At 36.0% G+C, this 25658-nt stretch carries 24 protein-coding genes; all 24 read left to right on the top strand.

The genetic code is table 11. The annotated features are described in order from the left end of the window. Positions 1–211 precede the first annotated feature (211 nt). On the top strand, positions 212–1090 hold the full coding sequence (gene dpaA / locus ACTNEP_RS02515; protein WP_441160007.1) for a dipicolinic acid synthetase subunit A: 879 nt from the start codon (positions 212–214) through the stop codon (positions 1088–1090). A 105-nt stretch (positions 1091–1195) separates the two neighbouring features. After that, positions 1196–1786, top strand: coding sequence for a dipicolinate synthase subunit B (locus ACTNEP_RS02510; protein ID WP_441160006.1), 591 nt, complete (start codon positions 1196–1198; stop codon positions 1784–1786). A 96-nt stretch (positions 1787–1882) separates the two neighbouring features. After that, the gene (asd, locus tag ACTNEP_RS02505) at positions 1883–2938 is read left to right on the top strand and encodes an aspartate-semialdehyde dehydrogenase (RefSeq protein WP_441160005.1); all 1056 of its coding nucleotides are present in this window, start codon (positions 1883–1885) and stop codon (positions 2936–2938) included. A gap of 9 nt (positions 2939–2947) precedes the next feature. Continuing rightward, positions 2948–4162, top strand: coding sequence for an aspartate kinase (dapG, locus tag ACTNEP_RS02500; RefSeq protein WP_441160004.1), 1215 nt, complete (start codon positions 2948–2950; stop codon positions 4160–4162). Positions 4163–4326: 164 nt separating this feature from the next. Beyond that, on the top strand, positions 4327–5202 hold the full coding sequence (dapA, locus tag ACTNEP_RS02495) for a 4-hydroxy-tetrahydrodipicolinate synthase (protein ID WP_441160003.1): 876 nt from the start codon (positions 4327–4329) through the stop codon (positions 5200–5202). 257 nt (positions 5203–5459) lie between these two features. Further along, the gene (locus tag ACTNEP_RS02490; protein WP_441160002.1) at positions 5460–6179 is read left to right on the top strand and encodes a ClpP family protease; all 720 of its coding nucleotides are present in this window, start codon (positions 5460–5462) and stop codon (positions 6177–6179) included. Further along, the gene (locus ACTNEP_RS02485; protein WP_441160001.1) at positions 6176–6397 is read left to right on the top strand and encodes a YlzJ-like family protein; all 222 of its coding nucleotides are present in this window, start codon (positions 6176–6178) and stop codon (positions 6395–6397) included. Before ACTNEP_RS02490 ends, ACTNEP_RS02485 begins: the two co-directional genes overlap by 4 nt. Positions 6398–6544: 147 nt before the next feature. Further along, positions 6545–8857, top strand: a complete 2313-nt coding sequence (locus tag ACTNEP_RS02480; protein ID WP_441159999.1) for a DNA translocase FtsK — start codon at positions 6545–6547, stop codon at positions 8855–8857. A 121-nt stretch (positions 8858–8978) separates the two neighbouring features. Further along, positions 8979–9689, top strand: coding sequence for a GntR family transcriptional regulator (locus tag ACTNEP_RS02475; protein WP_441160584.1), 711 nt, complete (start codon positions 8979–8981; stop codon positions 9687–9689). A 225-nt stretch (positions 9690–9914) separates the two neighbouring features. Beyond that, a complete protein-coding gene (gene yfmF, locus ACTNEP_RS02470; RefSeq protein WP_441159998.1) occupies positions 9915–11201 on the top strand; it encodes an EF-P 5-aminopentanol modification-associated protein YfmF in 1287 nt (428 codons plus the stop codon). Then, a complete protein-coding gene (gene yfmH, locus ACTNEP_RS02465; RefSeq protein WP_441159997.1) occupies positions 11191–12477 on the top strand; it encodes an EF-P 5-aminopentanol modification-associated protein YfmH in 1287 nt (428 codons plus the stop codon). The genes yfmF and yfmH overlap by 11 nt, the downstream gene beginning before the upstream one ends. A 12-nt stretch (positions 12478–12489) precedes the next feature. Beyond that, positions 12490–13209: an elongation factor P 5-aminopentanone reductase gene (gene ymfI / locus ACTNEP_RS02460; protein ID WP_441159996.1), complete on the top strand. Its 720-nt coding sequence runs from the start codon at positions 12490–12492 to the stop codon at positions 13207–13209. A gap of 134 nt (positions 13210–13343) precedes the next feature. After that, positions 13344–13601: a DUF3243 domain-containing protein gene (locus ACTNEP_RS02455; protein WP_441159994.1), complete on the top strand. Its 258-nt coding sequence runs from the start codon at positions 13344–13346 to the stop codon at positions 13599–13601. Between the two features lie 256 nt (positions 13602–13857). Further along, positions 13858–14736, top strand: a complete 879-nt coding sequence (locus tag ACTNEP_RS02450) for a helix-turn-helix domain-containing protein (protein WP_441159993.1) — start codon at positions 13858–13860, stop codon at positions 14734–14736. A gap of 143 nt (positions 14737–14879) precedes the next feature. Then, positions 14880–15458: a CDP-diacylglycerol--glycerol-3-phosphate 3-phosphatidyltransferase gene (gene pgsA, locus ACTNEP_RS02445; RefSeq protein ID WP_441159992.1), complete on the top strand. Its 579-nt coding sequence runs from the start codon at positions 14880–14882 to the stop codon at positions 15456–15458. Beyond that, positions 15458–16705 carry a competence/damage-inducible protein A gene (locus ACTNEP_RS02440; protein WP_441159991.1) on the top strand — a complete coding sequence of 416 codons (1248 nt, stop codon included), beginning with the start codon at positions 15458–15460 and terminating at the stop codon, positions 16703–16705. Before pgsA ends, ACTNEP_RS02440 begins: the two co-directional genes overlap by 1 nt. A 197-nt stretch (positions 16706–16902) precedes the next feature. Beyond that, a complete protein-coding gene (gene recA / locus ACTNEP_RS02435; RefSeq protein ID WP_441159990.1) occupies positions 16903–17940 on the top strand; it encodes a recombinase RecA in 1038 nt (345 codons plus the stop codon). Between the two features lie 290 nt (positions 17941–18230). Beyond that, complete coding sequence (gene rny / locus ACTNEP_RS02430) at positions 18231–19787, top strand: ribonuclease Y (protein WP_441159988.1); 1557 nt, start codon at positions 18231–18233, stop codon at positions 19785–19787. Between the two features lie 138 nt (positions 19788–19925). Further along, positions 19926–20723: a TIGR00282 family metallophosphoesterase gene (locus ACTNEP_RS02425; protein ID WP_441159987.1), complete on the top strand. Its 798-nt coding sequence runs from the start codon at positions 19926–19928 to the stop codon at positions 20721–20723. Positions 20724–20850: 127 nt separating this feature from the next. Further along, entirely contained in the window at positions 20851–21111 is a 261-nt protein-coding gene (locus ACTNEP_RS02420; RefSeq protein WP_003468886.1) for a stage V sporulation protein S, read from the top strand. A gap of 399 nt (positions 21112–21510) precedes the next feature. Continuing rightward, positions 21511–22428, top strand: coding sequence for a dipeptidase (locus ACTNEP_RS02415; RefSeq protein ID WP_441159986.1), 918 nt, complete (start codon positions 21511–21513; stop codon positions 22426–22428). A gap of 107 nt (positions 22429–22535) precedes the next feature. Continuing rightward, positions 22536–24113, top strand: coding sequence for a tRNA (N6-isopentenyl adenosine(37)-C2)-methylthiotransferase MiaB (miaB, locus tag ACTNEP_RS02410; protein WP_441159984.1), 1578 nt, complete (start codon positions 22536–22538; stop codon positions 24111–24113). Next, complete coding sequence (locus tag ACTNEP_RS02405; RefSeq protein ID WP_441159983.1) at positions 24114–24533, top strand: RicAFT regulatory complex protein RicA family protein; 420 nt, start codon at positions 24114–24116, stop codon at positions 24531–24533. It abuts the gene before it with no gap. Between the two features lie 269 nt (positions 24534–24802). Beyond that, a complete protein-coding gene (gene vanR / locus ACTNEP_RS02400) occupies positions 24803–25498 on the top strand; it encodes a vancomycin resistance response regulator transcription factor, VanR-F/VanR-M family (RefSeq protein WP_441159982.1) in 696 nt (231 codons plus the stop codon). The last annotated feature ends 160 nt before the right edge of the window (positions 25499–25658 follow it).

Below are 25658 nucleotides of genomic sequence, written 5' to 3'. Positions count from 1 at the left end.
AAGCTTCGTTTTTTTGTCGAGTAAAAATGTCTCTCCATTATAAATAACGCTATTTTACCTGCCTAGGTGTGTGACTTTTTTTGTTTAAGTCATTCGTGTAGAGCTTTTCTTCTTTCCTAGGTTATTTGCCTCTTCACTTCTGTTTTATGTTTTCATATGATAATTTTAGGTAGACTTTTATGCTTAGACAGAGATTTGGTGAGGTGACAAGATGCAGAAGACAAAAAACATTGCCATTATTGGCGGCGATGCTCGCTATTTGCCTTTAATTCACGCCCTAAAAACAATTGATCATCTACGAATTCGAATATTAGGCTTTGAACAAGTAGAGCAAAGTTATACAGGTGTAATGCAATCTACCATCGAGAATTTAGATACATCTGAATTAGATGGTATTATTTTACCGATAACTGGTATCGACGATGAAGGTATCGTCGAAACAATGTTTTCAAATGAAAAGATTCGATTAACTGAAGAATGGTTCCAATCAATACCAAAGCATTGTGTAGTGTTTACTGGTATCACTACTCCAAAACTAGATCAATTTATCGAGAAGAGTGGTTTACACTTAATTAAATTAATGGAAAGAAACGATGTAGCTATTTACAATTCCATCCCAACAGCTGAAGGAGCGATAATGCTTGCTATTCAGCATACTGATTTTACTATTCACCAGGCAGAGGTATTTGTATTTGGATTTGGCCGGGTTGGGAAAACAACAGCAAATAGTTTTGCAGGCCTCGGAGCTAAAGTGACGGTTATTTCAAAGGATGAGTCCGAACTAGCACGTGTATATGAAAGGGGTTGGCAAGGATATCGGTTAGATCAGGCAGAGAATCATATAGCTAAATGTCAAATTCTTATCAATACAATACCGGCAAAAGTAGTAGAGCAATCTTTAATAGAAAAGATGAATAGCCAGGCGATCATTATCGACTTAGCTTCTAAACCAGGTGGTATTGATTTTGAATACGCGAAAACTAGAGGTATAAAAGCAATCCATGCATTAGGTTTACCAGGAATGGTAGCTCCGACAACAGCTGGAGAAATTTTGGCTGATTGTATTGCTAAATTACTATTTACCTCCTAAAAAGTAACACACAGATGAGCTGGGCATATACTGGGCATATAACGTAAGCCCAAGTAGTAAACCCTGTGATTCTGTATAAGGATTACAAGTATAGGAGGTATTTTAGTGGATTTAAAAGGGAAAAAGATTGGTTTTGGTTTAACTGGATCACATTGTACTTATGCAGATGTTTTTCCGCAAATGGAGAAATTAGTTGAGTTAGGAGCGGAATTGGTTCCTGTAGTTTCCTATACATTTAAAGAAACAGACAGTAAATTTGGTAAAGCGGATGATCATATGGAACGAGTTCGGGAAATAACAGGGAGAGAGCCGATCGCAACTATTGTGGATGCAGAACCTTTAGGACCAGTGGAACCGTTAGACCTAATGGTATTAGCTCCTCTAACAGGTAACACCATGAGTAGACTTGCCAATGCGATAACCGATAGCCCTGTGCTGATGGCTACTAAAGCAACGATAAGGAATGGAAACCCAGTCGTAATTGGTGTATCAACAAATGATGCTTTAGGGTTAAACGGTGTGAATTTAATGCGTTTGATGTCTACTAAACTTATATATTTTGTACCATTTGGTCAGGATGATCCAATAAAAAAACCAACTTCCATGGTCTCGGATATGACATTAATTCCTGAAACAATAAAAAGCGCTCTTGAATACAAGCAAATTCAACCGGTTATTATCGAAAGAAACAAGTAATTTTTTATGGAAATAATGAAAGAATGCTGAATAATATGTTATGATAAAAAAGATAATCAAATCAATTTTGAATTAAGTGGAAGGGGACAATAACACATGACAACAGGGGAACAATATAATGTAGCAGTAGTCGGAGCTACTGGTGCCGTTGGAGCAAAAATGCTAGAAACATTGGATAAAAAGAACTTTCCTATCAAAGAATTACTTTTATTATCTTCTAAACGTTCAGCAGGTAAAGAAATGGAGTTTAAAGGTAACACATATACAGTACAAGAAGCTACTCCAGAAAGTTTTGAAGGGGTAGATATAGCACTATTTTCTGCTGGAGGTTCAGTTTCTAAAAAACTGGCACCAGAAGCAGTAAAACGAGGTGCGGTTGTAGTAGATAACACAAGTGCATTCCGAATGGATCCAGAAGTACCGTTAGTTGTACCGGAAGTAAACGAAGAGGATATCCAGAAACATAATGGAATTATTGCCAATCCGAATTGTTCTACAATCCAGATGGTGGCTGCTCTTAAACCAATTCAAGATCTATTCGGTTTGTCTAGAGTAATTGTTTCCACATATCAAGCAGTATCAGGTGCTGGAAATGAAGCAGTGGATGAATTACTCTCTCAGTCTAAATCGTTTTTAGAAGGGGAAGAATTAGAGCCTGAATTATTACCGGTAGCTGGGGAAAAACGTCATTATCCAATTGCCTTTAATGCATTACCACAAATTGATGTGTTCCAAGATAATGGTTATACGTTTGAAGAAATGAAAATGATAAATGAAACAAAGAAAATCATGCATGATGATACAGTTCACGTTGCAGCTACTTGTGTACGTTTGCCATTCTTTACTTCTCATGCAGAAAGTGTTTATGTGGAAGTAGATAAAAATGACGTAACAGTTGATCAATTGAAAGAAGTAATTAGTAATGCAGACGGTGTTATTTTACAAGATGATCCGGATAATCAAGTATATCCAACACCACTAGAAGCAGCGGGTAAAAGTGAAGTATTTGTTGGCCGTATCCGTAAAGATTTAGATAATGAGAAAGGGTTCCATCTATGGATAGTTTCAGATAACTTATTAAAAGGAGCAGCATGGAATTCTGTACAAATTGCTGAATCTCTTATTAAAAATAACTGGCTTAAAAATAAATGAGGTGGAATCATGCGGGTATTGGTTCAAAAGTTTGGTGGAACATCAGTAAAAAATAAAGAAACTAGAGAATATGCCATTCGCCATATTAATGAAGCATTAGCGGAAGGCTATAAGGTAGTTGTAGTTGTTTCTGCGATGGGGCGATATCCAGAGCCATATTCGACTGATTCTTTATTAACATTGATTGATGGGAATAATTCCAAGCTAAGTAACAAGGAAAAAGACTTATTATTATCCTGTGGCGAAACAATTTCTGCTACTGTGTTTACTAATGATTTACTACAGCATGATATAAACGCTGTTGCAATAACCGGTGGAGAAGCAGGAATTATCACGACTAGTATTTTTTCCAATGCACAAATTAAAACTGTCGATACAAAAAACTTATATCATCTTTTAAATAACCATCAAGTAGTAGTAGTAGCCGGATTTCAAGGTAAAACGGAGAACAATGAAGTTACCACTATTGGCAGAGGTGGGAGTGATACCTCTGCCACTGCATTAGGGGCTGCTTTACAAGCAGAATATGTTGATATTTTTACTGACGTAAATGGTATTATGACAGCAGACCCTCGACTTGTTGCTAATGCACAAAAGCTGGATACTATTTCTTATACAGAAATAAGTAATTTAGCTTATCAAGGGGCAAAGGTTATCCATCCTCGAGCAGTCGAAATTGCGATGCAAGCGAATGTTCCTATAAGAGTCCGTTCTACAAAGCTGAAAGATAAAGGAACACTTATTACGAATGTACCTGAGACAGATTATTCAGAAAGTGTACATGATCGATTGGCTACAGGGATTGCATATGTTAATCATATTACCCAAATAAGAATTGAAGAGGCAAAGGAACCCCAGCAATTGCATGTGAAAGTTTTTAAAGCGATGGCTGAAGCAGGGATATCTGTTGATTTTATTAATATATCGCCAAATGGCGTGATATACACGATATTTGAAAGAGATGAAAAATTAGCGAAGCAAGTACTGGAGTCATTACAAATTAAACCGACTATTACAAAAGACTGTGCGAAGATTTCTTTAGTTGGTGCAGGGATGTCAGGGGTCCCTGGTGTTACTTCTAAAATCGTACAGACCTTAACAAATAAAAAGATACCGATTTTACAATCTGCAGATAGTCATCGAACGATATGGGTGTTAATCCAAAATGTCCATTTAGAGACAGCACTTAATGCGTTGCATGAAGCTTTTCAATTAGAGAAATAATATTTCTATTGATGAATTCGTAAATTCATGGCATAATTATGTTCGCCATTTTTCTATAAATGAGGCCTATCGCAAAATAACAACAATTAAATGAAGCAAAAATAAAGCAATATATGTTTAACATTTGCAAATCAGGTGAAGGAGATTGGAAAGGAGATGGTGACATGATCGATTTCGGAAGATTGTTAACTGCAATGGTTACACCATTTGATGAAAATAATCGTATCGATTTAAATATGACGACTCAATTAATTGAGCATCTAATTGCTACCGGATCGGATGGACTGGTGGTAGCTGGTACAACAGGTGAATCTCCGACGTTAAGTCACGAAGAAAAAATAACATTATTTAAACATGTGGTAAAAGTGGTGGATGGACGTGTATCTGTAATAGCTGGAACTGGTAGTAATAATACACAGGCGTCTATTGAACTGACCAAAGAAGCTGAGCAAATAGGAGTGGACGGCGCATTAGTTGTCACGCCTTATTATAATAAACCAAATCAGGAAGGGTTATATCAGCATTATGTAGCGATAGCAAAAGAAACCGAATTGCCGATTATGTTGTACAATATTCCATCAAGAGCGGTTGTACGTTTGAATGTTGAAACAGTTGTAGCATTGTCACAAATTGATAATATTGTAGCAGTAAAAGATTCTACTGGTGATTTGGACGGAATCGCCTCTATAATTGAACAAGTGGACACCGGATTTTCTGTCTATAGTGGTGATGACTCATTAACATTACCAATTCAATCTATTGGTGGATCGGGAATAGTTTCTGTTTCTTCTCACATTATTGGAAATGAAATGAAAGAGATGATTGAACTATTCGAGCAAGGTAAAGTGAAAGAGGCAAGTAAACTTCATCGAAAGTTACTTCCTATCATGCGTGCATTATTTATGGCACCATCTCCTTCGCCGGTCAAATCTGCCTTAAGGTACAAACAAATCGACGTAGGTTCTGTTCGACTTCCATTAGTGCCGTTATCACCATTTGAAGAACAAAACTTGTACCGAGTTATGGACTCATTTCAATAAAAACAGTAAGAATCTGTTTCATAAAGCTTGGAACAGGTTCTTTTTTATGGCGCTAAAGCAAATCAGCATTCTTTATCGCGGTGCAAAATGTCTGTGAGACCCCCACTGATCATAGTCTCTCTATATTTCACAAACATAATTGGCGATGATGTGATCGCATGGAATAGAGAATGTTTTTTAAATTACGGGTGGCACAGAATGAAATAAGCTAGCTAGTTCATACTAATTACAAATATGAAGTAAAGGGGTAATTAGGTATGAAAGAACAAAAACAAGAAACAAAAGATAAAGAATCACAATCGTCATCATTGGTAGAAAAGATCCAACAATTAGGACAGTCCACCATACCCAATGCACCAGACTCAAATATTCATGTATTATCGATAATAGGTCAAGTGGAAGGACATGTTCAACTACCACCACAAAATAAAACAACCAAATACGAACATCTGATTCCACAAATAGTCGCAATTGAACAAAACCCTAAAATAGAAGGGCTAGTCGTAGTATTAAATACTGTCGGCGGTGACGTAGAAGCAGGACTTGCTCTATCGGAAATGCTTGCATCATTATCGAAACCAACTGTTTCAGTTGTATTAGGAGGAGGACATTCGATTGGTGTACCAATTGCTGTGTCAACTGATTATTCCTTTATTGCTCCATCGGCAACAATGACCATTCATCCTGTACGTCTTACAGGTCTTGTAATTGGTGTGCCACAAACATTCGAATATATAGATAAAATGCAGGAGCGTGTAATCCAATTCGTAACGGAACATTCTAATATTAAAGCAGAAAAATTTAAAGAGTTAATGTTTGAAAAAGGGAACTTAACAAGAGATATAGGAACAAATGTAGTTGGACAAGATGCTGTCAAGTATGGTTTAATCAATGAGGTCGGTGGTATAAGTGGTGCAATGTCGAAATTGAACGAGTTAATTGAAAGTAAAAAGAATTCTCAGGAGTTGATACAATGATATTATATACACCGCTTAGTATGGAGGAAATTCATTATTCTGAAAAGGACTACCAACAATACGAGTTCATTAGCTATCAAAATAAACCATGCTGTATACAACGATTAGAGAACGGTGATATGCAAATTGTCCAATTGTTATCAACAGATCCAAACGACTTTTTGCTTGAACAATTTTATCCTGGTACAGTTATAAAAAATGATAAAAGTATCCAATAGAATATTCGTTCTATTTTTCATTCTATGCTATAATAGAAATCAGAATAGCGCTCATTTTGACCCTTGCTAACTATCAGCAAGGGTATTTCATACATATTATACTTGTATTGGAAACAATGTGGAATAGGGAACTTGAGGAGTGTTTATATGGCAAAAAGAAAAAAAAGAAGAAAAAAACAACCGTTAAAAAAAAATATAAAAAAAGAATTACTAGGGCTGTTATTAGTGTTTTTAGCTATTTTCGGTAGTGGCGCCACGATGATTAGCGATGGTGCTATTTCATCTCTTTTAGAAAATATTTTTCGATTTTTCTTTGGAACTTGGTATTTTATCGTTTCACTATTTCTATTATTTCTAGGTATCTATCTGATGGTGAAACGAAAATGGCCAAAAGTATTAACGCGAAAGTGGATAGGCACTTATTTAATTTTAGCAGGCTTCTTATTAATGACTCATATTCTTACATTTGAATCAGCTTTTAATCGATCTGTTGATTATCCTTCGATTATAGGTCAAAGCTTTTCCTTTTATACGGAATACATTAGAGGTGAACGTTCGGCGGCTTATCTTGGTGGTGGGATGATTGCTGCCATCATGTTTGCAATCAGTTATTTTCTGTTTTCAAGTACCGGTGCGATGATTGTCGCTGCATTTATGATGTTAATAGGTGTGATCGTTTTTAGTAATCTATCAATAGGAGATTTATTTTCAACTCTTTTTGATAAATTACAAGAGAAACAACAACAAAGTATCCAACGATTTACAACTTGGAAAGAAAAAAGAAAAGAAAAAAGAAGTAAAACAGAAAGTAAGGATACACTGCTTGAAAGGGAGCAGGATTCTAATGATAGTGAGTTGCCAGCCATTGCCTATGCAAATGAAGAAGTAGAGGTAATAGAGCAGAATAATAATGAGCAATTAGAAACGATCAATACGGAAGAATTGACAAAGGATGAAGAGATAAAAGAAGAAAATTGGGAGATGTCTAAGGCAGAACAATTGCCAACAAGGGAATTTGAGAACCAGGATTATCAATTACCATTAATGAACATATTAGAACTACCGAAAAACTTTGGAAAGCAACAAGAAAAAACATACATCCAACGAGTTGTCCGCAAATTAGAAACAACGTTCCAAAGTTTTGGTGTAAAGGCACGTGTGACAAAAGTTCATGTTGGGCCATCTGTGACAAAATATGAAGTATATCCTGAAGCAGGGGTAAAAGTTAGTAAAATTGTTAATCTACATGATGACCTGGCACTTGCTTTAGCAGCGAAGGATATTCGTATAGAAGCCCCAATTCCAGGAAAATCTGCGGTCGGAATTGAAGTGCCGAATGAAGAGACAGCGATGGTTACATTACGCGAGGTGCTTGAATCCAAAAAAAATCAAATTCAAAATAAGCTAGCGTTTGCTTTAGGAAAGGATATTGCTGGTGAAGCGGTGATTGCAGAACTAAATAAAATGCCGCATTTGTTAGTTGCTGGTGCAACAGGTAGTGGTAAAAGTGTTTGTATTAACGGCATTATAACAAGTGTTCTAATGAGAGCTAAACCTCACGAAGTAAAGATGATGATGATTGATCCCAAAAAAGTAGAATTGAATGTGTATAACGGTATTCCACATTTACTTACACCAGTAGTGACGGATCCTAAGAAAGCTGCAAGGGCATTAAAAAAAGTAGTAGCCGAAATGGAAAGACGCTATGATTTATTTTCAGAAACAGGGACAAGAAATATTGAAGGGTATAATGAGTTTATTTTGCGCCATAATGCAGCAGAAGAAGATCAGCAACCACAACTACCATATATTGTCGTAATTGTAGATGAGTTAGCCGACTTGATGATGGTTGCATCAAATGAAGTAGAGGATGCTATCACGAGATTAGCACAAATGGCACGAGCTGCAGGTATTCATTTGATTATCGCGACGCAAAGGCCATCAGTGGATGTTATTACTGGTGTTATTAAAGCGAATATCCCTTCAAGAATTGCCTTTAGTGTATCGTCCCAAACGGACTCAAGAACAATTCTTGATTCTGGTGGTGCCGAAAAACTATTAGGTCGTGGTGATATGTTATTTATCCCCGTCGGGTTATCCAAGCCTGTTCGTATTCAGGGTGCATTCTTATCGGATGAAGAGGTTGAGCGCGTAGTTGACCATTGTATCGAGCAACAAAAAGCACAATATCAGGAAGAAATGATTCCTGAAGAAGAGACAGAAGTTGTAGAAAAAGTAGATGATGACTTGTACGACGATGCTGTACAATTAGTACTTGAAATGCAAAGTGCAAGTGTTTCGATGTTACAAAGGCGTTTTAGGATCGGTTATACCCGTGCTGCCAGGTTAATTGATGCGATGGAGGAAAGAGGAATTGTAGGCCCTTATGAAGGCTCCAAACCAAGAACAGTTTTACAAAGCCAAGCATCAGATGATATGACAGCAAATTCTTCATCTTAGTACTAGAAATACAAAAGAGACAAAATAATCTTTATTCTTCGATTTAAAAGTGTTATATTTGTTTGTAATAACTTACTTACATTAGTATATAGATTGGTTGGGGGAAACTAAGTTGTCTAATATGAATAATGGATCAACCACTTCGGCAGTGCATTATATAAAAAATTTAATCGAGGATGGACATTATAAAGAAAAAGAAAAACTGCCTACAGAATACGAATTAGCAAAAAATTTAGGTGTGACACGTAAAGAAATCAGTGATGCTATTTCTATTCTAGAGGAAGAAAATGTCTTAATTCGAAGACCGGGAGTTGGTGTTTTTGTACATGCAAAGCCAATCCTATCATCCGGAATTGAACAGCTTGGTAGTGTGACAGAAATGATACAGAAGTCAGGTAAAAAACCAGGTGTACAGTATATATCTGCAGAGTTAACAGATCCTACAGATGAAGATAATCGTCGGTTTGATCCATTAGAAATCGAGAAGTTCGCTCAGCTTGAGCGAGTAAGAACAGCAGATGGTGAGCCTGTCGTTTACTGTATAGATAGAGTTGATCATCGTTATCTGCCTTTAGAGTTAATTCATAGTCAGGAGTCTGTCTTTCAAGCCCTACAAACATATGCAAAAAAGGAAATAGATTATGCGGTTGCCTATATTGAACCGATTGGTTATCATGAAAGGATTTCACCCATTCTAAATTGTGAGCCAGACCAAGCATTATTACTATTACGACAGATGCATTACACGAGAGAAAACGAACCAGTACTATATTCGGCAAATTTTTTTAGAGCAGATGTTTTTAGTTTTTATGTTTTAAGGAAAAGACTATAATATAGAATAGACGTATCAGTAGAAGCTTAAAAACCCGTTTTTGATTTTGGATAAAATGGAACGGGTTTTTAAGCTTTTCATAAAGGTTATACTTAAAGTAAGTGAATAGGTTTGTTAATCATTAGTTGGATTTAATACCTCTCGGTGACCTTCTGTTTAAGCATAATATTTGGTTTTTTTGATAGAATATATAAGACAACAAATTAATTTAAAGGAGTAGAGTATATGGTAGAAACTTCTGAACAAATCATCCCAAAAGAAGGGTATGATTTACATCTTATACATACGAAAAAATTTAAAACTATTCACCTTTCACTTAAATTCACATCCAAATTAACTAGAGAAAATGTTACAAAAAGAGCGTTACTTCCTTACATTTTGCAGCAAGGAACAGAAAAGTATCCTACTGCGATCAAATTACGTCAACATCTAGACGAGTTATACGGAACGGTATTATCAGTCGATAGTAGTAAAAAAGGGGAAAATCATATTTTAACGATTCGATTAGAATTGGCTAATGAACAGTATATTTCAGGTTCACAGGATTTATTAAATAAAGGAATCGCTTTCCTTCAAGAGGTTATATATCAACCTAAATTATTCAATAACTCGTTCGATCCAAAAATAGTAACCCGTGAAAAAGAAACGTTACGAAGTAAGATCGAATCGTTAAAAGAGGATAAAATGAGTTTGGCCAATACACGGATGATTGAAGAAATGTGTAAGGAAGAGGCATATCGTTTACGTGTCCACGGTTATGAAGAAGATTTGGATGAAATAACAGCAGAGGACCTTTACACATATTATCAGCAAATATTAAATCAGGATCATCTCGATATTTTTGTAGTAGGAGATATTGAGGAATTAGACGTAGAGGAAAAAATCACAGGTTTGGTAGCAGATAGAGAACAAAGACCAATTGAAAAAACGAATAATACTGTGATTGATAAAGATGCACAAACACTCATCGAAAAAGATGATATCAAGCAAGCAAAATTACATTTCGGTTATCGTACCAATATTACGTTTGATGATGAGGATTATCCGGCCTTACATGTTTTTAACGGCTTATTTGGTGGATTTCCTAGTTCTAAATTATTTATGAATGTTCGAGAAAAACATAGTTTAGCGTATTATGCTGCGTCAAGGATTGAAAGTCATAAAGGCTTGATGTTTGTCTTTAGTGGCATTGCTCCAGAACAATACGAAAAAGCTAAGCAAATAATTTTAGAACAAATGGGGCAAATGCGGAATGGTGAGTTTAACGATAATGAACTTAATGAAACAAAAGAAATGACCATTAATCAATTGCGAGAAACATTAGATAATCCACAAGGAATGATTGAATTACACTATCAAAGAGTACTGGCACAATCATCTATAACACCAGAACAGCTACTGGAGAAAGTTAGAGTGGTTACAAAAGATCAAGTAATGAATGTTGCCAACAAAATAAAACTAGATACCGTTTATTTATTGACGAGCAAGGAGGCGGAGCAAGGTGAAGCATAAGCATTATCAACAAATTGAGGAACATATATATTCAGAAACACTTTCAAATGGCCTACGCGTGTTTATTTTACCGAAGCGAGAGATGGCAAAAACATTTGCGATATTTACAACTAATTACGGTTCGATAGATCAAAGCTTTGTTCCACTGAATGAACAGAATTACCAGACGGTTCCTGATGGCATTGCACACTTCTTAGAGCATAAATTATTTGAAAAAGAAGATCGTGACGTTTTTCAGGATTTTTCAAAGCTAGGTGCTTCAGCTAATGCTTTTACTTCTTTTACGAAAACTGCTTATTTATTTTCTGCTACGTCAAAAATAAAAGAGAATTTACAAACACTTGTAGATTTTGTTCAAGATCCCTATTTTTCAGAGCAATCTGTTGAAAAAGAAAAAGGCATTATTGCACAAGAAATAAGAATGTATGATGATCAGCCAGACTGGAGAGCATTTTTCGGAACCATTAAAAGTCTTTATCACCACCATCCTGTACAAATTGATATTGCAGGAACGGTAGAGTCGATCCATAATATTACGAAGGATGATTTATATACGTGCTATCACACCTTTTATCATCCTAATAACATGGTTCTATTTATTGCAGGAAATGTTGACCCTGAAGAAACTATGGAATTTATAAAAAATAATCAAGAGCAAAAGAACTTTGATCCACCACAACCGATTGCCCGGAAATTTCCAGATGAGCCAAAAGAAGTTGCAGAAAAAGAATTAACCATTAAAATGCCTGTCTCTGTACCAAAAGCATTGGTTGGTATCAAAGAGCATGTAATTCCTGAAGATCCTAAAGAATTTATGTTAAAAGAATGGTTAACAGATATCGTATTAGATCACCTATTCTCTAAAAGTGGTGTTGCATATGAACGTTTGTATGATGCTGGGCTTATTGATCAATCGTTTAGCAGTGAGTCACATTTAGAACGTAATTTCGGGTTTAGTATTATTGGCGGAAATACGAAAGATCCTCAAAAATTAACACAGATGATTAAACAAGAGCTATTAAATCTGCAAACTACTTCGATCGATCAACAAAGTTTCGATCGGATCAAAGGTAAAAAAATTGGTCAGTTATTACGTGCTATGAATTCATTAGAATTTATTGCTAATCAATACACACATTATCAATTATTGGGAATCGACTTCTTTGAAAGTATCAATTGGTTAGAAAACCTGACATATGATGATATGCAATCTTTTACACAAAAATGGATTACCGAAGACCAACTTTCGACTTGTTTTGTTAAAGCAGATGAATAGAGGATAAAAATGATGGAGAAGAGAACAGTTATAACTGGTGCAAGCGGGGAAATTGGCATGGCTATAGCCAGGCAATTAGCAACGCAGAACCATAAACTTCTGCTACACTATAATCAAAACAAAACAGCAATAGACAAACTGCTGAAGCAAATACCAAATAACACGATAATCGATGTAATTCAATCAAATTTAGCCAATAGGCATGGTTTAAATCAATTTATTAGTCAGTTACCATCAGATATTAATCACTTCATTTATACAAGCGGAAAAGCTTATTATGGGTTATTTCAGGATATGGAAGAGCAAGACATGGATGATATGCTACAATTACATGTGAAATCTCCATGGAAAATAACGCAAACGTTAATTCCAGATATGGTGAGAAATCAATTTGGGCGCATTATCTTGATTTCTTCGATTTGGGGTGAAATAGGAGCTAGTTGTGAAGTGGCATATTCGACTGTTAAAGGTGCACAAAATGCCTTTATAAAATCACTGGCAAAAGAGCTAGGTCCAAGTCATATTTTTGTTAATGGGGTTAGCCCTGGTTTTATTGATACGAAAATGAACCAGGCATTAACTAATGAAGAGAAGCAACAGCTGATTCAGGATATTCCACTACAAAGAGCAGGTAAACCTGATGATGTTGCAGATGCTGTTCAATTTCTTTGTAGTGACCAATCTACTTATATTCAAGGTGAATTAATCCGAGTGAACGGTGCTTGGGGATGATTCTTGTTTATCACGGTGCTAAAAGTCTGTATCCCCACAGGTCATCGTCTCCTTTTATCTTCCTTTTGTTAGTATGCATATTTTATTCAAATTATCGAAAGATAGTAATGTATGCTGATAAAGGAGGAATGAACATGTCTGTAATTGACAACTTTGAGTCATGGAAGGATTTTTTAGGAGATCGTTTGCACGAGGCGCAAAATAACGGAATAAGTAATCAGGCAATATCTGAGCTTGCATATGATATTGGTAACTATTTATCAACAGAAGTGCAAGCTAAAAACGATCAAGAAAAAATGTTACGTGACTTATGGAATGCAGCAGATGAACAAGAACAGCATGCCATTGCGAATATTATGGTGAAGCTAGTTCAAAGCGAAGGTACAAAATAAGGCAGTTTAACAAACCCTGTAAAGCATATATACTATGCTTTATAGGGTTTTTAACAGTTATTGCAACAAATTTTTGATAAATTTTTCTTTAATTTGTCAGATTCATGGATATTTCTCTTTTCAATCGATTTATTTTAAGATATGATTAAGATATGTTGTTTAAAATGAAACAAAACGGAACAAATAAACGTCTAATTAGATAGAGTACATAATATGTTCATATATATTGATTAAAGATTGATGGATGGTGTTACAGATGGGAATTGGAGAAAGATTAAAAGAAGAGCGAGAACGCAAAAATATGTCATTAGAAGATGTTCAAAACTTGACCAAAATACAAGTAAGATATTTGAATGCAATCGAGCAAGAGCGATTTAATGTTATGCCTGGTTCTTTTTATGTACGGGCTTTTATTAAAGAATATGCAACCATACTTGGTTTAGACCCCGAAGAATTAATACAGGAGTACAAACATGATTTACCTTTCGATAATGAGGAAACTGTCGTACATTCTCGGGTGAGAAGTAGTAAAAAAAATAGAACTTCTACCAAAACACCGGTTATTTTTTCGTTTATCCCCAGTGTTATCGTCGTTTTGTTGATTATAGGTATAGTTCTATTAGTGTGGTTGTTTAAACAAGGTTATTTTTCAGGAGATGAGGTGAATCCGGCTCCTGTTGGTAATAATGATAATTCAGCAGGAGAGTCAGTTCAGCTCCCTCCTGCTCAAGAAACAACCCCGGCTGATGAAGAGGATGAGGCCGAGAACGAAGAGGAAGAACCAATTGAAGAGGAACAAGAAGAAGTTACGGAATTGTCTTTGGATAGTTATGAAAATAATGATTCTTACTATACTTTTACAACATCATCAGAGGACATATCATTGGTTATCACTACTGAAAATATGAATTGGCTTGAGATTGCTGATGAGACAGGTGAGAGCTTATATGAAAAGACTTTTACGACAGATGAAAGTCCACTAGAGGTTGATGTTTCAGAAGTAGAGGAGCTATATTTAAGATTTGGTGAACCACAAACCATAAATATAGAGTTAAATGGTGAAGTGCTTGAATTATCGGATGAAGTAAACGCATCTCAGGTTCAAAGAGTTTGGATTACGATCGAAAAACAATAAATGCTTTCATAACCCTCTTTGCATGGATAAAGAGGGTTTGTTTTTACCACATCAGACTCGTTTTTTATTAAAAATAAATCAAAAAAAACAAATAGCAAGGCTTCGACCTTTGCTTTCCAAGTAATATGAAGGAGTGTTTTGAAATGAATATACCTAATCGAATAACATTATCACGAATTATGTTAATTCCAATTTTTATCTTATTATTATCTTATCCATTTGATTGGGGGATATGGAATGTAGGCGATGAGTCGATTCCAATTGCTCATCTGGTAGCCGTCATAATTTTTGCGATTGCTTCAGCAACTGATTGGCTTGACGGTTACTATGCTCGAAAATACCAACTAGTGACAAACCTTGGCAAATTCCTTGATCCTATGGCAGATAAACTGTTAGTTTCCGCTGCATTTATTTTATTAGTGGCCCTCGAAATGGCCCCTGCATGGGTGGTAATTGTTATTATTAGTCGAGAATTCGCAGTTACTGGTTTACGTCTAGTTGCCGCAGGAGAGGGTGTTGTACTTGCAGCAGGTCAGCTGGGGAAATTTAAAACGGTTCTGCAAATACTTGCCATTATTTTCTTGTTGCTTCAGAATGTACCATTTGCAATGATTGGGTTACCAATTGATATTATATTATTATATGCAGCTCTAATCATCACTATTGTGTCAGGAGTGGAATATTTTGTAAAAAATTGGCATGTGATGGGAGACTCTAAGTGATGGCAGAGGTTAAAGCAGAATTGATCTCCGTGGGAACAGAACTTTTGTTAGGGCAAATTGTCAACACCAATGCTGCATGGCTCTCCGAACAATTAGCTGATAAGGGTATTTCTGTTTATTATCATTCAGTAGTAGGGGATAATTTTCATCGTTTGACAAACGTTTTTCGTACAGCAGAAAAAAGATCTGATATCGTATTGGTAACTGGTGGTCTCGGTCCAACCGAAGATGATTTAACAAGGGAAGCATTTCAGCATATTTCTGGATTATCCATTATCGAAGACCAGGATACATTAGCTAAAATAGAAGCTTTTTTTGTTAAGAATAACCGTCCGATGACACCAAATAATAGAAAGCAAGCGAATGTATTCGAAGGATCCAAAGTGTTGCATAATTCGGTTGGAATGGCTCCTGGGATAATCGTAGAATGTCATCAGACTATTTGGGTTTTTATGCCAGGGGTGCCACGTGAAATGAAAGCTATTATGATGGAAGAAGTACTACCATTCTTACATGCTAGGTTATCTCTAAACACAGTTATCAGGTCTAGAATGTTACGGTTTATTGGAATCGGTGAGTCACAACTAGAGTATGAATTGAGAGATTTAATATCCAATCAAACGAATCCTACGATTGCTCCTTTAGCATCTGAAGGTGAAGTAGCTTTACGGCTCACTGCAAAAGCTGACAATAATGATAGAGCGCTACAGCTTATCGATCAGGTTGAGTTGAAAATAAAGGAACGGGTTGGGCAATACCTCTATGGTTACGATAACGTGAATATTGAACAGAGTGTTTTTGCATTATTAAATCAAAAGAATTTAACAATTGCTAGTGCAGAAAGCCTGACAGGAGGAGCCTTTGCTGCCAGGGTAGTTAATCAAAGTGGAGCATCTGCGATATTTAATGGTGCAGCGGTGGTATATCAACCATTCGCTAAGGCATCCGCATTAAAGATATCTGACGAACTAATCACAAAGTATGGAACAGTTAGTAAAGAATGTGCCGAAGCAATGGCTTCTCAAGTGAAGACGATTTATCAATCAGTAATAGGCATTAGTTTTACCGGAGTTGCTGGCCCTGATGAAATAGAAAATCAACCTGTTGGCACGGTTTATATATCGATTTGTAATAAAGAGAATCAGCATTATACCGAAAAATTTCAATTTAATGGTGATCGTCAGTCGATTCGACAGCGAGCAGTCAAAAAAGGCTTTGAGTTGCTATATTATCAACTAAAAAAATAATGAAAATTTATATTTAAAATCGTTGCAAAAGCATTTTTCTATAAGAGCTATTAAATAGAAAAAATGCTTTTGTTCTTGATTTACGTAAAATTTATTTTTATTTTTATGAAAACAATGGGAACATTTATTCGTTTTTTACTTGTGAAAAGTCGTAAAAGGTTGTAAGATAGTGATAGGAATATGAAGGAGGAATTAATGTGAGTGATAGAAAACAAGCCTTAGATATGGCTTTAAAGCAAATTGAAAAACAGTTTGGAAAAGGTTCCATCATGAAGCTTGGTGAACAGGCAGAACAAAAAGTTGCGACCGTTTCTAGTGGATCTATTGCCGTAGACGTTGCATTGGGTGTAGGTGGTTATCCACGTGGACGAGTAGTTGAAATATATGGACCGGAATCATCAGGTAAAACAACAGTCTCCCTTCATGCAATTGCTGAAGCACAGCGAGCAGGTGGACAAGCAGCTTTTATTGATGCAGAGCATGCACTTGACCCGGTATATGCAAGAAAATTAGGTGTCAATGTTGATGAGCTGTTGTTATCTCAACCTGATACTGGTGAACAAGCTTTAGAAATTGCTGAAGCACTTGTTCGTAGTGGTGCAGTTGATATTATTGTTATTGACTCTGTTGCTGCGTTAGTACCAAAAGCGGAAATCGAAGGGGAAATGGGCGATGCACACGTTGGTTTACAAGCACGCTTAATGTCTCAAGCCTTACGTAAGTTATCTGGTGCAATCAATAAATCTAAGACAACAGCAATATTTATTAACCAAATCCGTGAAAAAGTCGGTGTAATGTTCGGAAATCCGGAGACAACACCTGGTGGTAGAGCATTGAAATTTTATTCTTCTGTTCGATTAGAAGTAAGACGTGCTGAAACATTAAAAATAGGTAATGATATGGTTGGTAATAAAACACGAATTAAAGTGGTAAAGAACAAAGTAGCTCCACCATTTAAACAGGCAGAAGTTGATATTATGTATGGTGAGGGAATATCTAGAGAAGGAGAAATCCTAGATATTGGTTCGGATTTAGACATTGTCTTGAAAAGCGGAGCATGGTATTCCTATAACGATGAAAGACTTGGTCAAGGACGAGAAAATGCTAAGCAATTCTTAAAAGAGAATCCAACAGTAGCCGAGGAAATCTATCGTGCAATTCGAGCACATTATGATATTGAAGATGGCAGCACGGAAGTAGAAGAAGAACTTCAAGAAAGTTTATTAGATGAATAAAAATGAAGACTCCGTAGTCTATATTGACTGTGGAGTTTTCTTTTTTGGCTAGACTTCTATGCGTGATTAATGTATGCTCACTAACATTATTAAGTCTTTAGATTCAAGGCTTTTAGCTCATTAATCCTTATCTGAACAAAAACTTACAATCCTTGACATTCTAAGAATAGAAGATTAAAATTAACATGTATAATTTCAAAATTATTATACATTTAATTTATTTAAAACGTATTATTGTACATGCCGACTTAAAAAATTTGTACAAGTTTATAGCAATAGGAGGTGAAATTATGGACACAGGAATCATCATCTCCATTTTGCTTACATTTGTCGGTATTGTTGTTGGTTATCTGATTAGAAAAAGCATTGCAGAGAAGAAAATTTCCAGTGCTGAGGAATTAGCCAAACAAATTGTGGAAGAAGGCTATAAAAACGCTGAAGTTGCGAAGAAAGAAGCATTACTAGAAGCGAAGGACGAAAATCATAAAATTCGTCAACAAGCTGAAGAAGAGCTCAGAGAACGTCGAGCAGAAATTCAAAAGCTTGAAAGTCGTCTCATGCAAAAGGAAGAAAACCTCAATCGTAAGGATCAAACTTTAGACAAACGTGAGCTAATGTTGGAAAAAAAGGAAGGTTCGCTTACAGAAAAACAACAACAAATTGAAGAAATGGAAAGCAAAGTTGGAGCCATGTTAAGCGAGCAACAAGCAGAATTAGAACGGATATCAGGATACACCACGGATCAAGCAAAACAAATCATTTTGCAACGTGTGGAAGAAGAAGTTACACATGAATCTGCCTTAATGATTAAAGAAGCAGAAAATCGTGCGAAAGAAGAAGCTGATAAGAAGGCGAAACACATCTTATCCCTTGCATTGCAACGATGTGCTGCTGATCATGTAGCTGAAACCACCGTTTCCGTAGTCAATCTTCCGAATGATGAGATGAAAGGTCGAATTATTGGTCGTGAAGGACGCAATATTCGCACTTTAGAAACACTGACAGGTATTGATCTAATAATTGATGATACACCAGAAGCAGTAATCTTATCTGGTTTTGACCCGATTCGTCGAGAAATTGCTCGAATCGCATTAGAAAAACTAGTGCAGGATGGGCGAATTCACCCGGCTAGAATTGAAGAGATGGTGGATAAATCAAGACGTGAAGTTGATGAGTATATTCGCGATTTTGGAGAGCAGACAACTTTTGAAATAGGAGTTCACGGTCTTCATCCTGATTTAGTGAAGATATTGGGTCGATTGAAATATCGAACAAGCTATGGACAGAATGTATTAAAACACTCTACAGAAGTAGCTTATTTATCCGGTCTATTAGCTGCTGAGCTCGGAGAAGATCAAACACTCGCTAGACGTGCCGGTTTATTACATGACATTGGTAAAGCAATTGATCATGAAGTGGAAGGCAGCCACGTAGAAATCGGTAAAGAGCTAGCAACGAAATATAAAGAGAATGAAGTTGTTATTAATGCAATTGCATCACACCATGGTGATGAAGAAGCAACGTCTGTTATCTCAGTTATCGTTGCTGCAGCAGATGCACTTTCAGCAGCAAGACCAGGTGCAAGAAGTGAAACATTAGAAAATTACATTAAACGTTTAGAAAAACTAGAAGAAATTTCTGAGTCATATGCTGGCGTTGAAAAATCGTTCGCTATACAAGCAGGACGAGAGATCCGAATAATTGTGAAGCCAGACGAAATTGATGATGCAGAATCTACTAAGATTGCAAGAGATATTCGAAAACGAATAGAAGAGGAATTAGATTATCCGGGACATATAAAAGTAACCGTAATCCGCGAAACTCGCTCAGTAGAATATGCAAAATAGAGAGACTTACAAAGTCTCTCTATTTTTATGCTTGTATGTTTCTTACTTTACTAGTGTAGTTAAAAGATGCCGTGTCAAATTGACTTTTAGAAAATTGTGTGCAAAACTATGGTTACTAAAAAAGAAAGGTAGAAGTGCATGAAGATTTTATTTATTGGTGATGTCGTAGGTTCACCAGGAAGAGATATGGTACAAGAATATTTACCAAAATTGAAAGCAAAATATCAACCACATGTAACGATTGTTAACGGGGAAAATGCTGCAGCGGGAAAAGGGATCACCGAGAAAATTTATAAAAGCTTACTTGAGTGGGGAGCGCAAGCACTTACAATGGGCAATCATACATGGGATAAGCGGGAGATTTTCAATTTTATTGATGATGCGACCTACATGGTTCGTCCTGGTAATTTACCACCCGATACACCTGGAAATGACATAGTCTATATCAAATCAAATGGACAAGAAATCGCAGTTATCAATTTGCTTGGCCGAACGTTTATGCAGCCAGTTGATGACCCGTTTCGTAAAATAGATGAATTGATCGCCGAAGCAAAAAAGCGTACCAATATTATTTTTGTTGATTTTCATGCAGAAGCCACTAGTGAAAAGCAAGCATTTGGGTGGTATTCTGATGGAAAAGCAAGTGTAGTGGTTGGTACTCATACACATGTGCAAACGGCAGATCATCGAATATTACCAAATGGTACTGCATATATAACAGACGTCGGTATGACGGGTCCTTATGATGAGATATTGGGTATGGAAAGAGAAGCGGTGATAAAGAAATTCCTTACAGGATTACCTGTTCGCTTTGAAGTACCGAAATCAGGTAGAACCCAGTTAAGCGGTGTAATTATTGATGTCGACAATACTACTGGAAAGGCTTTAAAAATGGATCGCATTCAAATTAATGATGATCATCCATTCTTTTCCTAAAGAATGGCCTATACTACAGATTATTTGAATTTTTAAGGGCAATCCTTCATAATAAAAAGGAATATCTTTCAATATCATGAATATAGTAAAAGTGGAATAACAATAGCATTTGAAGGAGGTACCAGGAATGGACATATTAAAAGTTTCAGCAAAATCAAACCCGAATTCTGTAGCAGGCGCACTTGCAAATGTATTACGTGAACGTGGTTCAGCGGAAATCCAAGCGATAGGTGCCGGTGCACTTAATCAAGCAGTGAAAGCAGTTGCAATCGCACGTGGTTTTGTTGCTCCGAGTGGAGTTGATCTCATATGCATCCCCGCTTTTACTGATATTATGATTGATAACGAGGAACGTACAGCAATAAAGTTAATTGTCGAGCCAAGATAATACGGAATATTAGTAACCTGTTTGTTAATAGACAAACAGGTTTTTATATACAGTAGATTATGTATATAGTACATAATCTGGGGAGTATCTAAAAGTTGGTTTCGTTTTTCTTTACCAAATGGATCTTCAGTTCTGGTGAGTCCCACTGGAGTCTTCCATTAGGCCTACACTAATAAAGTAGATCTACTTTTTGAAAGCGAAAGACTATAGATATTAATTTCTAAGGAGCTTTGTTTTCTATAGTCAGAATACTATGCTAAGCGTAGTATTTTCCCGCAACAGATGCATGCACTCACCCTAATTCAGAACGGGAATTAGTTCGCAGTTATGTATCTACTAGGAGTGTAAAGAAATGGTTGGAAGCGATTCATTTCCATTATCTTTCTGGGGGGAATACATATGATTATTGATTGTCATTGTGATGCATTATACAAGATGTGGTCACACTGTATTGATTTTACAGACGAATCGTTTTTGGATGTAAATTATCAAAAGTGGATGCAAAGTTCTGTCAAAGTGCAATGTTTTGCTATTTATATTCCAGAATATATCCCGACAGAAGCTAAATATTCGGTGGCAGTACATATGGTAGATCTTTTTTTTGAAAAAATAATTAAACCGTTTTCCGATATTCAGTTTATTCAAACAAAAGAAGAAATCGAACGGTTACAACCAAATGAAAAAGGTGCAATGCTAACATTAGAAGGATTAGATTGTATTGGGGGAGACCTTTACAAACTGAGAACACTTCTTCGGCTAGGAGTTAAAATGATAGGTATGTCTTGGAACCAGGCAAACCTTGCAGTAGATGGATTAGAAGAACCAAGGGGGAGTGGACTGACCGCGTTTGGCAAAGAAGTAATTACACTGGCTAATCAAGAAAAGGTATGGGTGGATCTTGCGCATATATCAGAACGAGGCTTTGATGAAGCCGTTGATCTCGCAGAAAATTTAATCGTTTCACATGCAAACAGCCGAACTGTTTGTACTCATTTCCGTAATTTAACGAATGCACAGGCGCGTAAAATTATAGAGAAAGATGGATTAATAGGTATCACTTTCGTCCAATACTTTGTTACAGCAAATTCTTCTGCAACAATTCATGACCTTTTGTTACATATCTCCTATTTTTTAAGTATTGGAGGCGAAAATCATCTAGTATTTGGCTCAGATTTCGATGGAACAGATCGATTTATAGAAAACCTGTCATCGATTGAGCAATTTAGTAACTTACAAGCTGCAATGAATCAAAAACTTTCTCCAATTGTAATTAAAAAAATTTGTCACCAGAATTTCATCGATCACTTTCCTACTTAATTCATAAATTGTCAGTAATATCGCTTTGTATTTAAACGGTTTATCCCCTATAATAGATGAAGTAGTTTTATCTTTATGATTGAGTAGTAAGAAAGGAGATAAATAGCATGAATGAAAAACAACGTTTAGAAAGTCAGCAAATTAGCCAAAAGAGTTCAACGGACGTAAAATCCGATGCGAACGATAATTTGGATCGTTTAAAAAACATGTCAAGTGATGAATTAATTTCGAAATATTTTCAAACAACTTATGAACCACCAAACATGCGCAAAGCAAAGAAGCGTTTGAAAAAGGATGTAGATATTCATTATGATTTTGACATCCCTCTAGAGATGAAAGCGATTGGTAAGGGAAAGAAGTTTCTTATCCGTACATATGGATGTCAAATGAATGAGCATGATACGGAGGTAATGGCTGGTATTCTTTCACAAATGGGTTATACGCCTACGGAAGATACAAATGATGCGGATATTATCCTCTTAAATACTTGTGCAATTCGTGAGAATGCAGAAAATAAGGTTTTTGGAGAACTTGGTCACTTAAAACCATTAAAAACAGAAAACCCTGATTTAATTTTAGGGGTTTGTGGGTGCATGTCTCAGGAAGAATCAGTTGTTAATCGTATATTGAAAAAACATTCATTTGTTGACTTAATCTTTGGTACACATAACATTCACCGTTTACCACAGTTAATTAACGAAGCGATGTTTGGCAAGGAAATGGTTGTTGAAGTTTGGTCAAAAGAAGGGGACATTATTGAAAACCTTCCAAAAGCACGAAAAGGTAAAATCAAGGCATGGGTAAACATCATGTATGGTTGTGATAAATTCTGTACGTACTGTATTGTTCCATATACAAGAGGTAAAGAACGTAGCCGTATGCCTGAAGATATTATTCAGGAAGTTCGTCATCTTGCTGCACAAGGATATAAAGAAATTACATTACTAGGTCAGAATGTAAATGCATATGGAAAAGATCTTGATTTTGAGTATGGCCTCGGTGATTTAATGGAGGAAATAAGTAAAATAGATATTCCACGTGTTCGTTTTACAACGTCACACCCTAGAGATTTCGATGATCGCTTAATTGAAGTACTAGCTAAAGGTGGTAATCTCCTGGATCATATTCACTTACCAGTACAATCAGGAAGCTCTGACATTCTTCGCGTAATGGCGCGCCGATATACAAGAGAAAGCTACTTAGAATTAGTAAGAAAAATTAGAGAAGCAATGCCGAACGCAACTTTAACAACAGATATTATCGTCGGTTTCCCTAATGAAACAGATGAACAATTTGAAGAAACGATGTCACTTGTAGAAGAAGTTGGATTTGAAAGTGCTTATACATTTATCTATTCACCGAGAGAGGGTACACCAGCTGCACGTTGGGAAGACAACATCCCGATGGAAGTAAAGAAAGAACGTCTGCAACGGCTAAATGCGCTAGTGAATAAGCAATCTGCAGAAGCGATGAAAAAGTATAAAGGCCAAACAGTCAAAGTATTAGTTGAAGGGGAAAGTAAAAAAGATCCGGAAGTTTTATCTGGTTATACGGAAAAAAATAAATTAGTAAACTTTAGAGGACCTAAATCTGTCATTGGTGAAATTGTAGAAGTGAAGATTACTAACACGAAAACATGGACTTTAGACGGAGAAATGGTTGAATCAGCAGTAGAGGTGAAATAAATGGCGAAATATACAAAAGCAGAAGTGATGGAAGAAGCTCACCAGTTAGCTAACAAAATGGCTAATATGGAAGAAATTGATCGTTTCAAACAATTAGAAGCAAAATTGAATGAGAATAATAAAGTTCAAAGTTCCATAAAAAAAATTAAAGCATTACAGAAGCAAGCTGTTAATTTTCAAGCTTATGGTAAGCACGAAGCATTAAAGCGTGTGGAAGCTGAAATTGACCGTTTGCAAGCAGAGATTGATGAAATCCCAGTCGTCCAAGAGTTTAAAGAGTCACAGGTAGTCATTAATGATCTGCTACAACTTGTGACGAATACCATTGCTAGAGAAATTACAAATGAAGTAATACGTTCAACTGGTGGGGATGTACTGGCAGGAGAAACAGGATCCAAAAAAGGGCAAAGCCATTGTTAGTTTAGATAAAAAGTATGATCAGCTAATAAAGTTGATCATACTTTTTTGTAATGCTGAAAGACTATCTAGTTATATTATTTCATTCCACCTTCTTGAATGTTAAAATGTGACAATCTAATATATTTATCCATTGAACGAATCCTCTTGAACAAATAAAGAAAATAATAGAAAATACAAAGGAGTATTGCTTTTACCTAAAAATTATCATGATAAATAATGGCATTAAGTGATAATTTACTAGAATGAACTATGAACAAGGAGTGGAATAGATGAAACGTATCTCAATTTTAGTTGTTGATGATGAACAGGAGATTAGAGATTTAATTGCCATCCATCTAGAAAAAGAAGGATATGATATTATCAAAGCATCTGATGGACGAGAAGCCATTCAAATTATTGAGACAACTGAAATTGATTTGCTGATTTTGGATATAATGATGCCAAAAATAGATGGATATGAAGTAACACGGCGAATACGTGGTCAACATAATATGCCTATTATATTTCTGAGTGCAAAAACATCTGATTTCGATAAGGTACAGGGCCTTGTTATTGGGGCTGATGATTATATGACAAAACCATTTTCACCTATTGAATTAGTAGCTCGTGTAAATGCTCAGTTAAGACGCTTTATAAAGTTGAATCAAACGCAAACAGATAACAAATTGACCTTAGAATTTGCTGGGCTAGTAATTGTTCCTGATCAAAGAAAAGTTATGCTATATGGAGAAAATATTGAGCTAACTCCAAAAGAGTTTGATATATTGTATTTATTAGCAAGTCACCCAAAGAAGGTTTATAGTGTGGATAATATCTTTCAACAGGTATGGGGACAAGCATATTTTGAAAGTGGTAATACCGTTATGGTCCATGTGAGAACTTTGCGGAAAAAACTGAAAGAAGATAAGCAAAAAAATAAATGGATTAAAACAGTTTGGGGAGTGGGGTATACTTTCAATGGTTAATAGGGTACGCAAATTTCGTTCAAAAATGGTGTTGCTTTTTGGTTTGAGTGGGCTTGTCAAGAAAAGTGTGTAAGTTATTCTAAATACTTTAACACACGTTCATTAAGGTGATCATGAATTAACAGCTGATTCATGACCATTGCCCATTGTTGAATATGGC

Origin of the sequence: Gracilibacillus sp. HCP3S3_G5_2 (assembly GCF_052063305.1) — a bacterium.
In the GTDB taxonomy this organism is placed as follows: Bacteria; Bacillota; Bacilli; order Bacillales; family Amphibacillaceae; genus Gracilibacillus.
The sequence above is the reverse complement of the archived record's forward strand: the minus strand, read 5'-3'. Positions and strand labels throughout refer to the sequence as shown.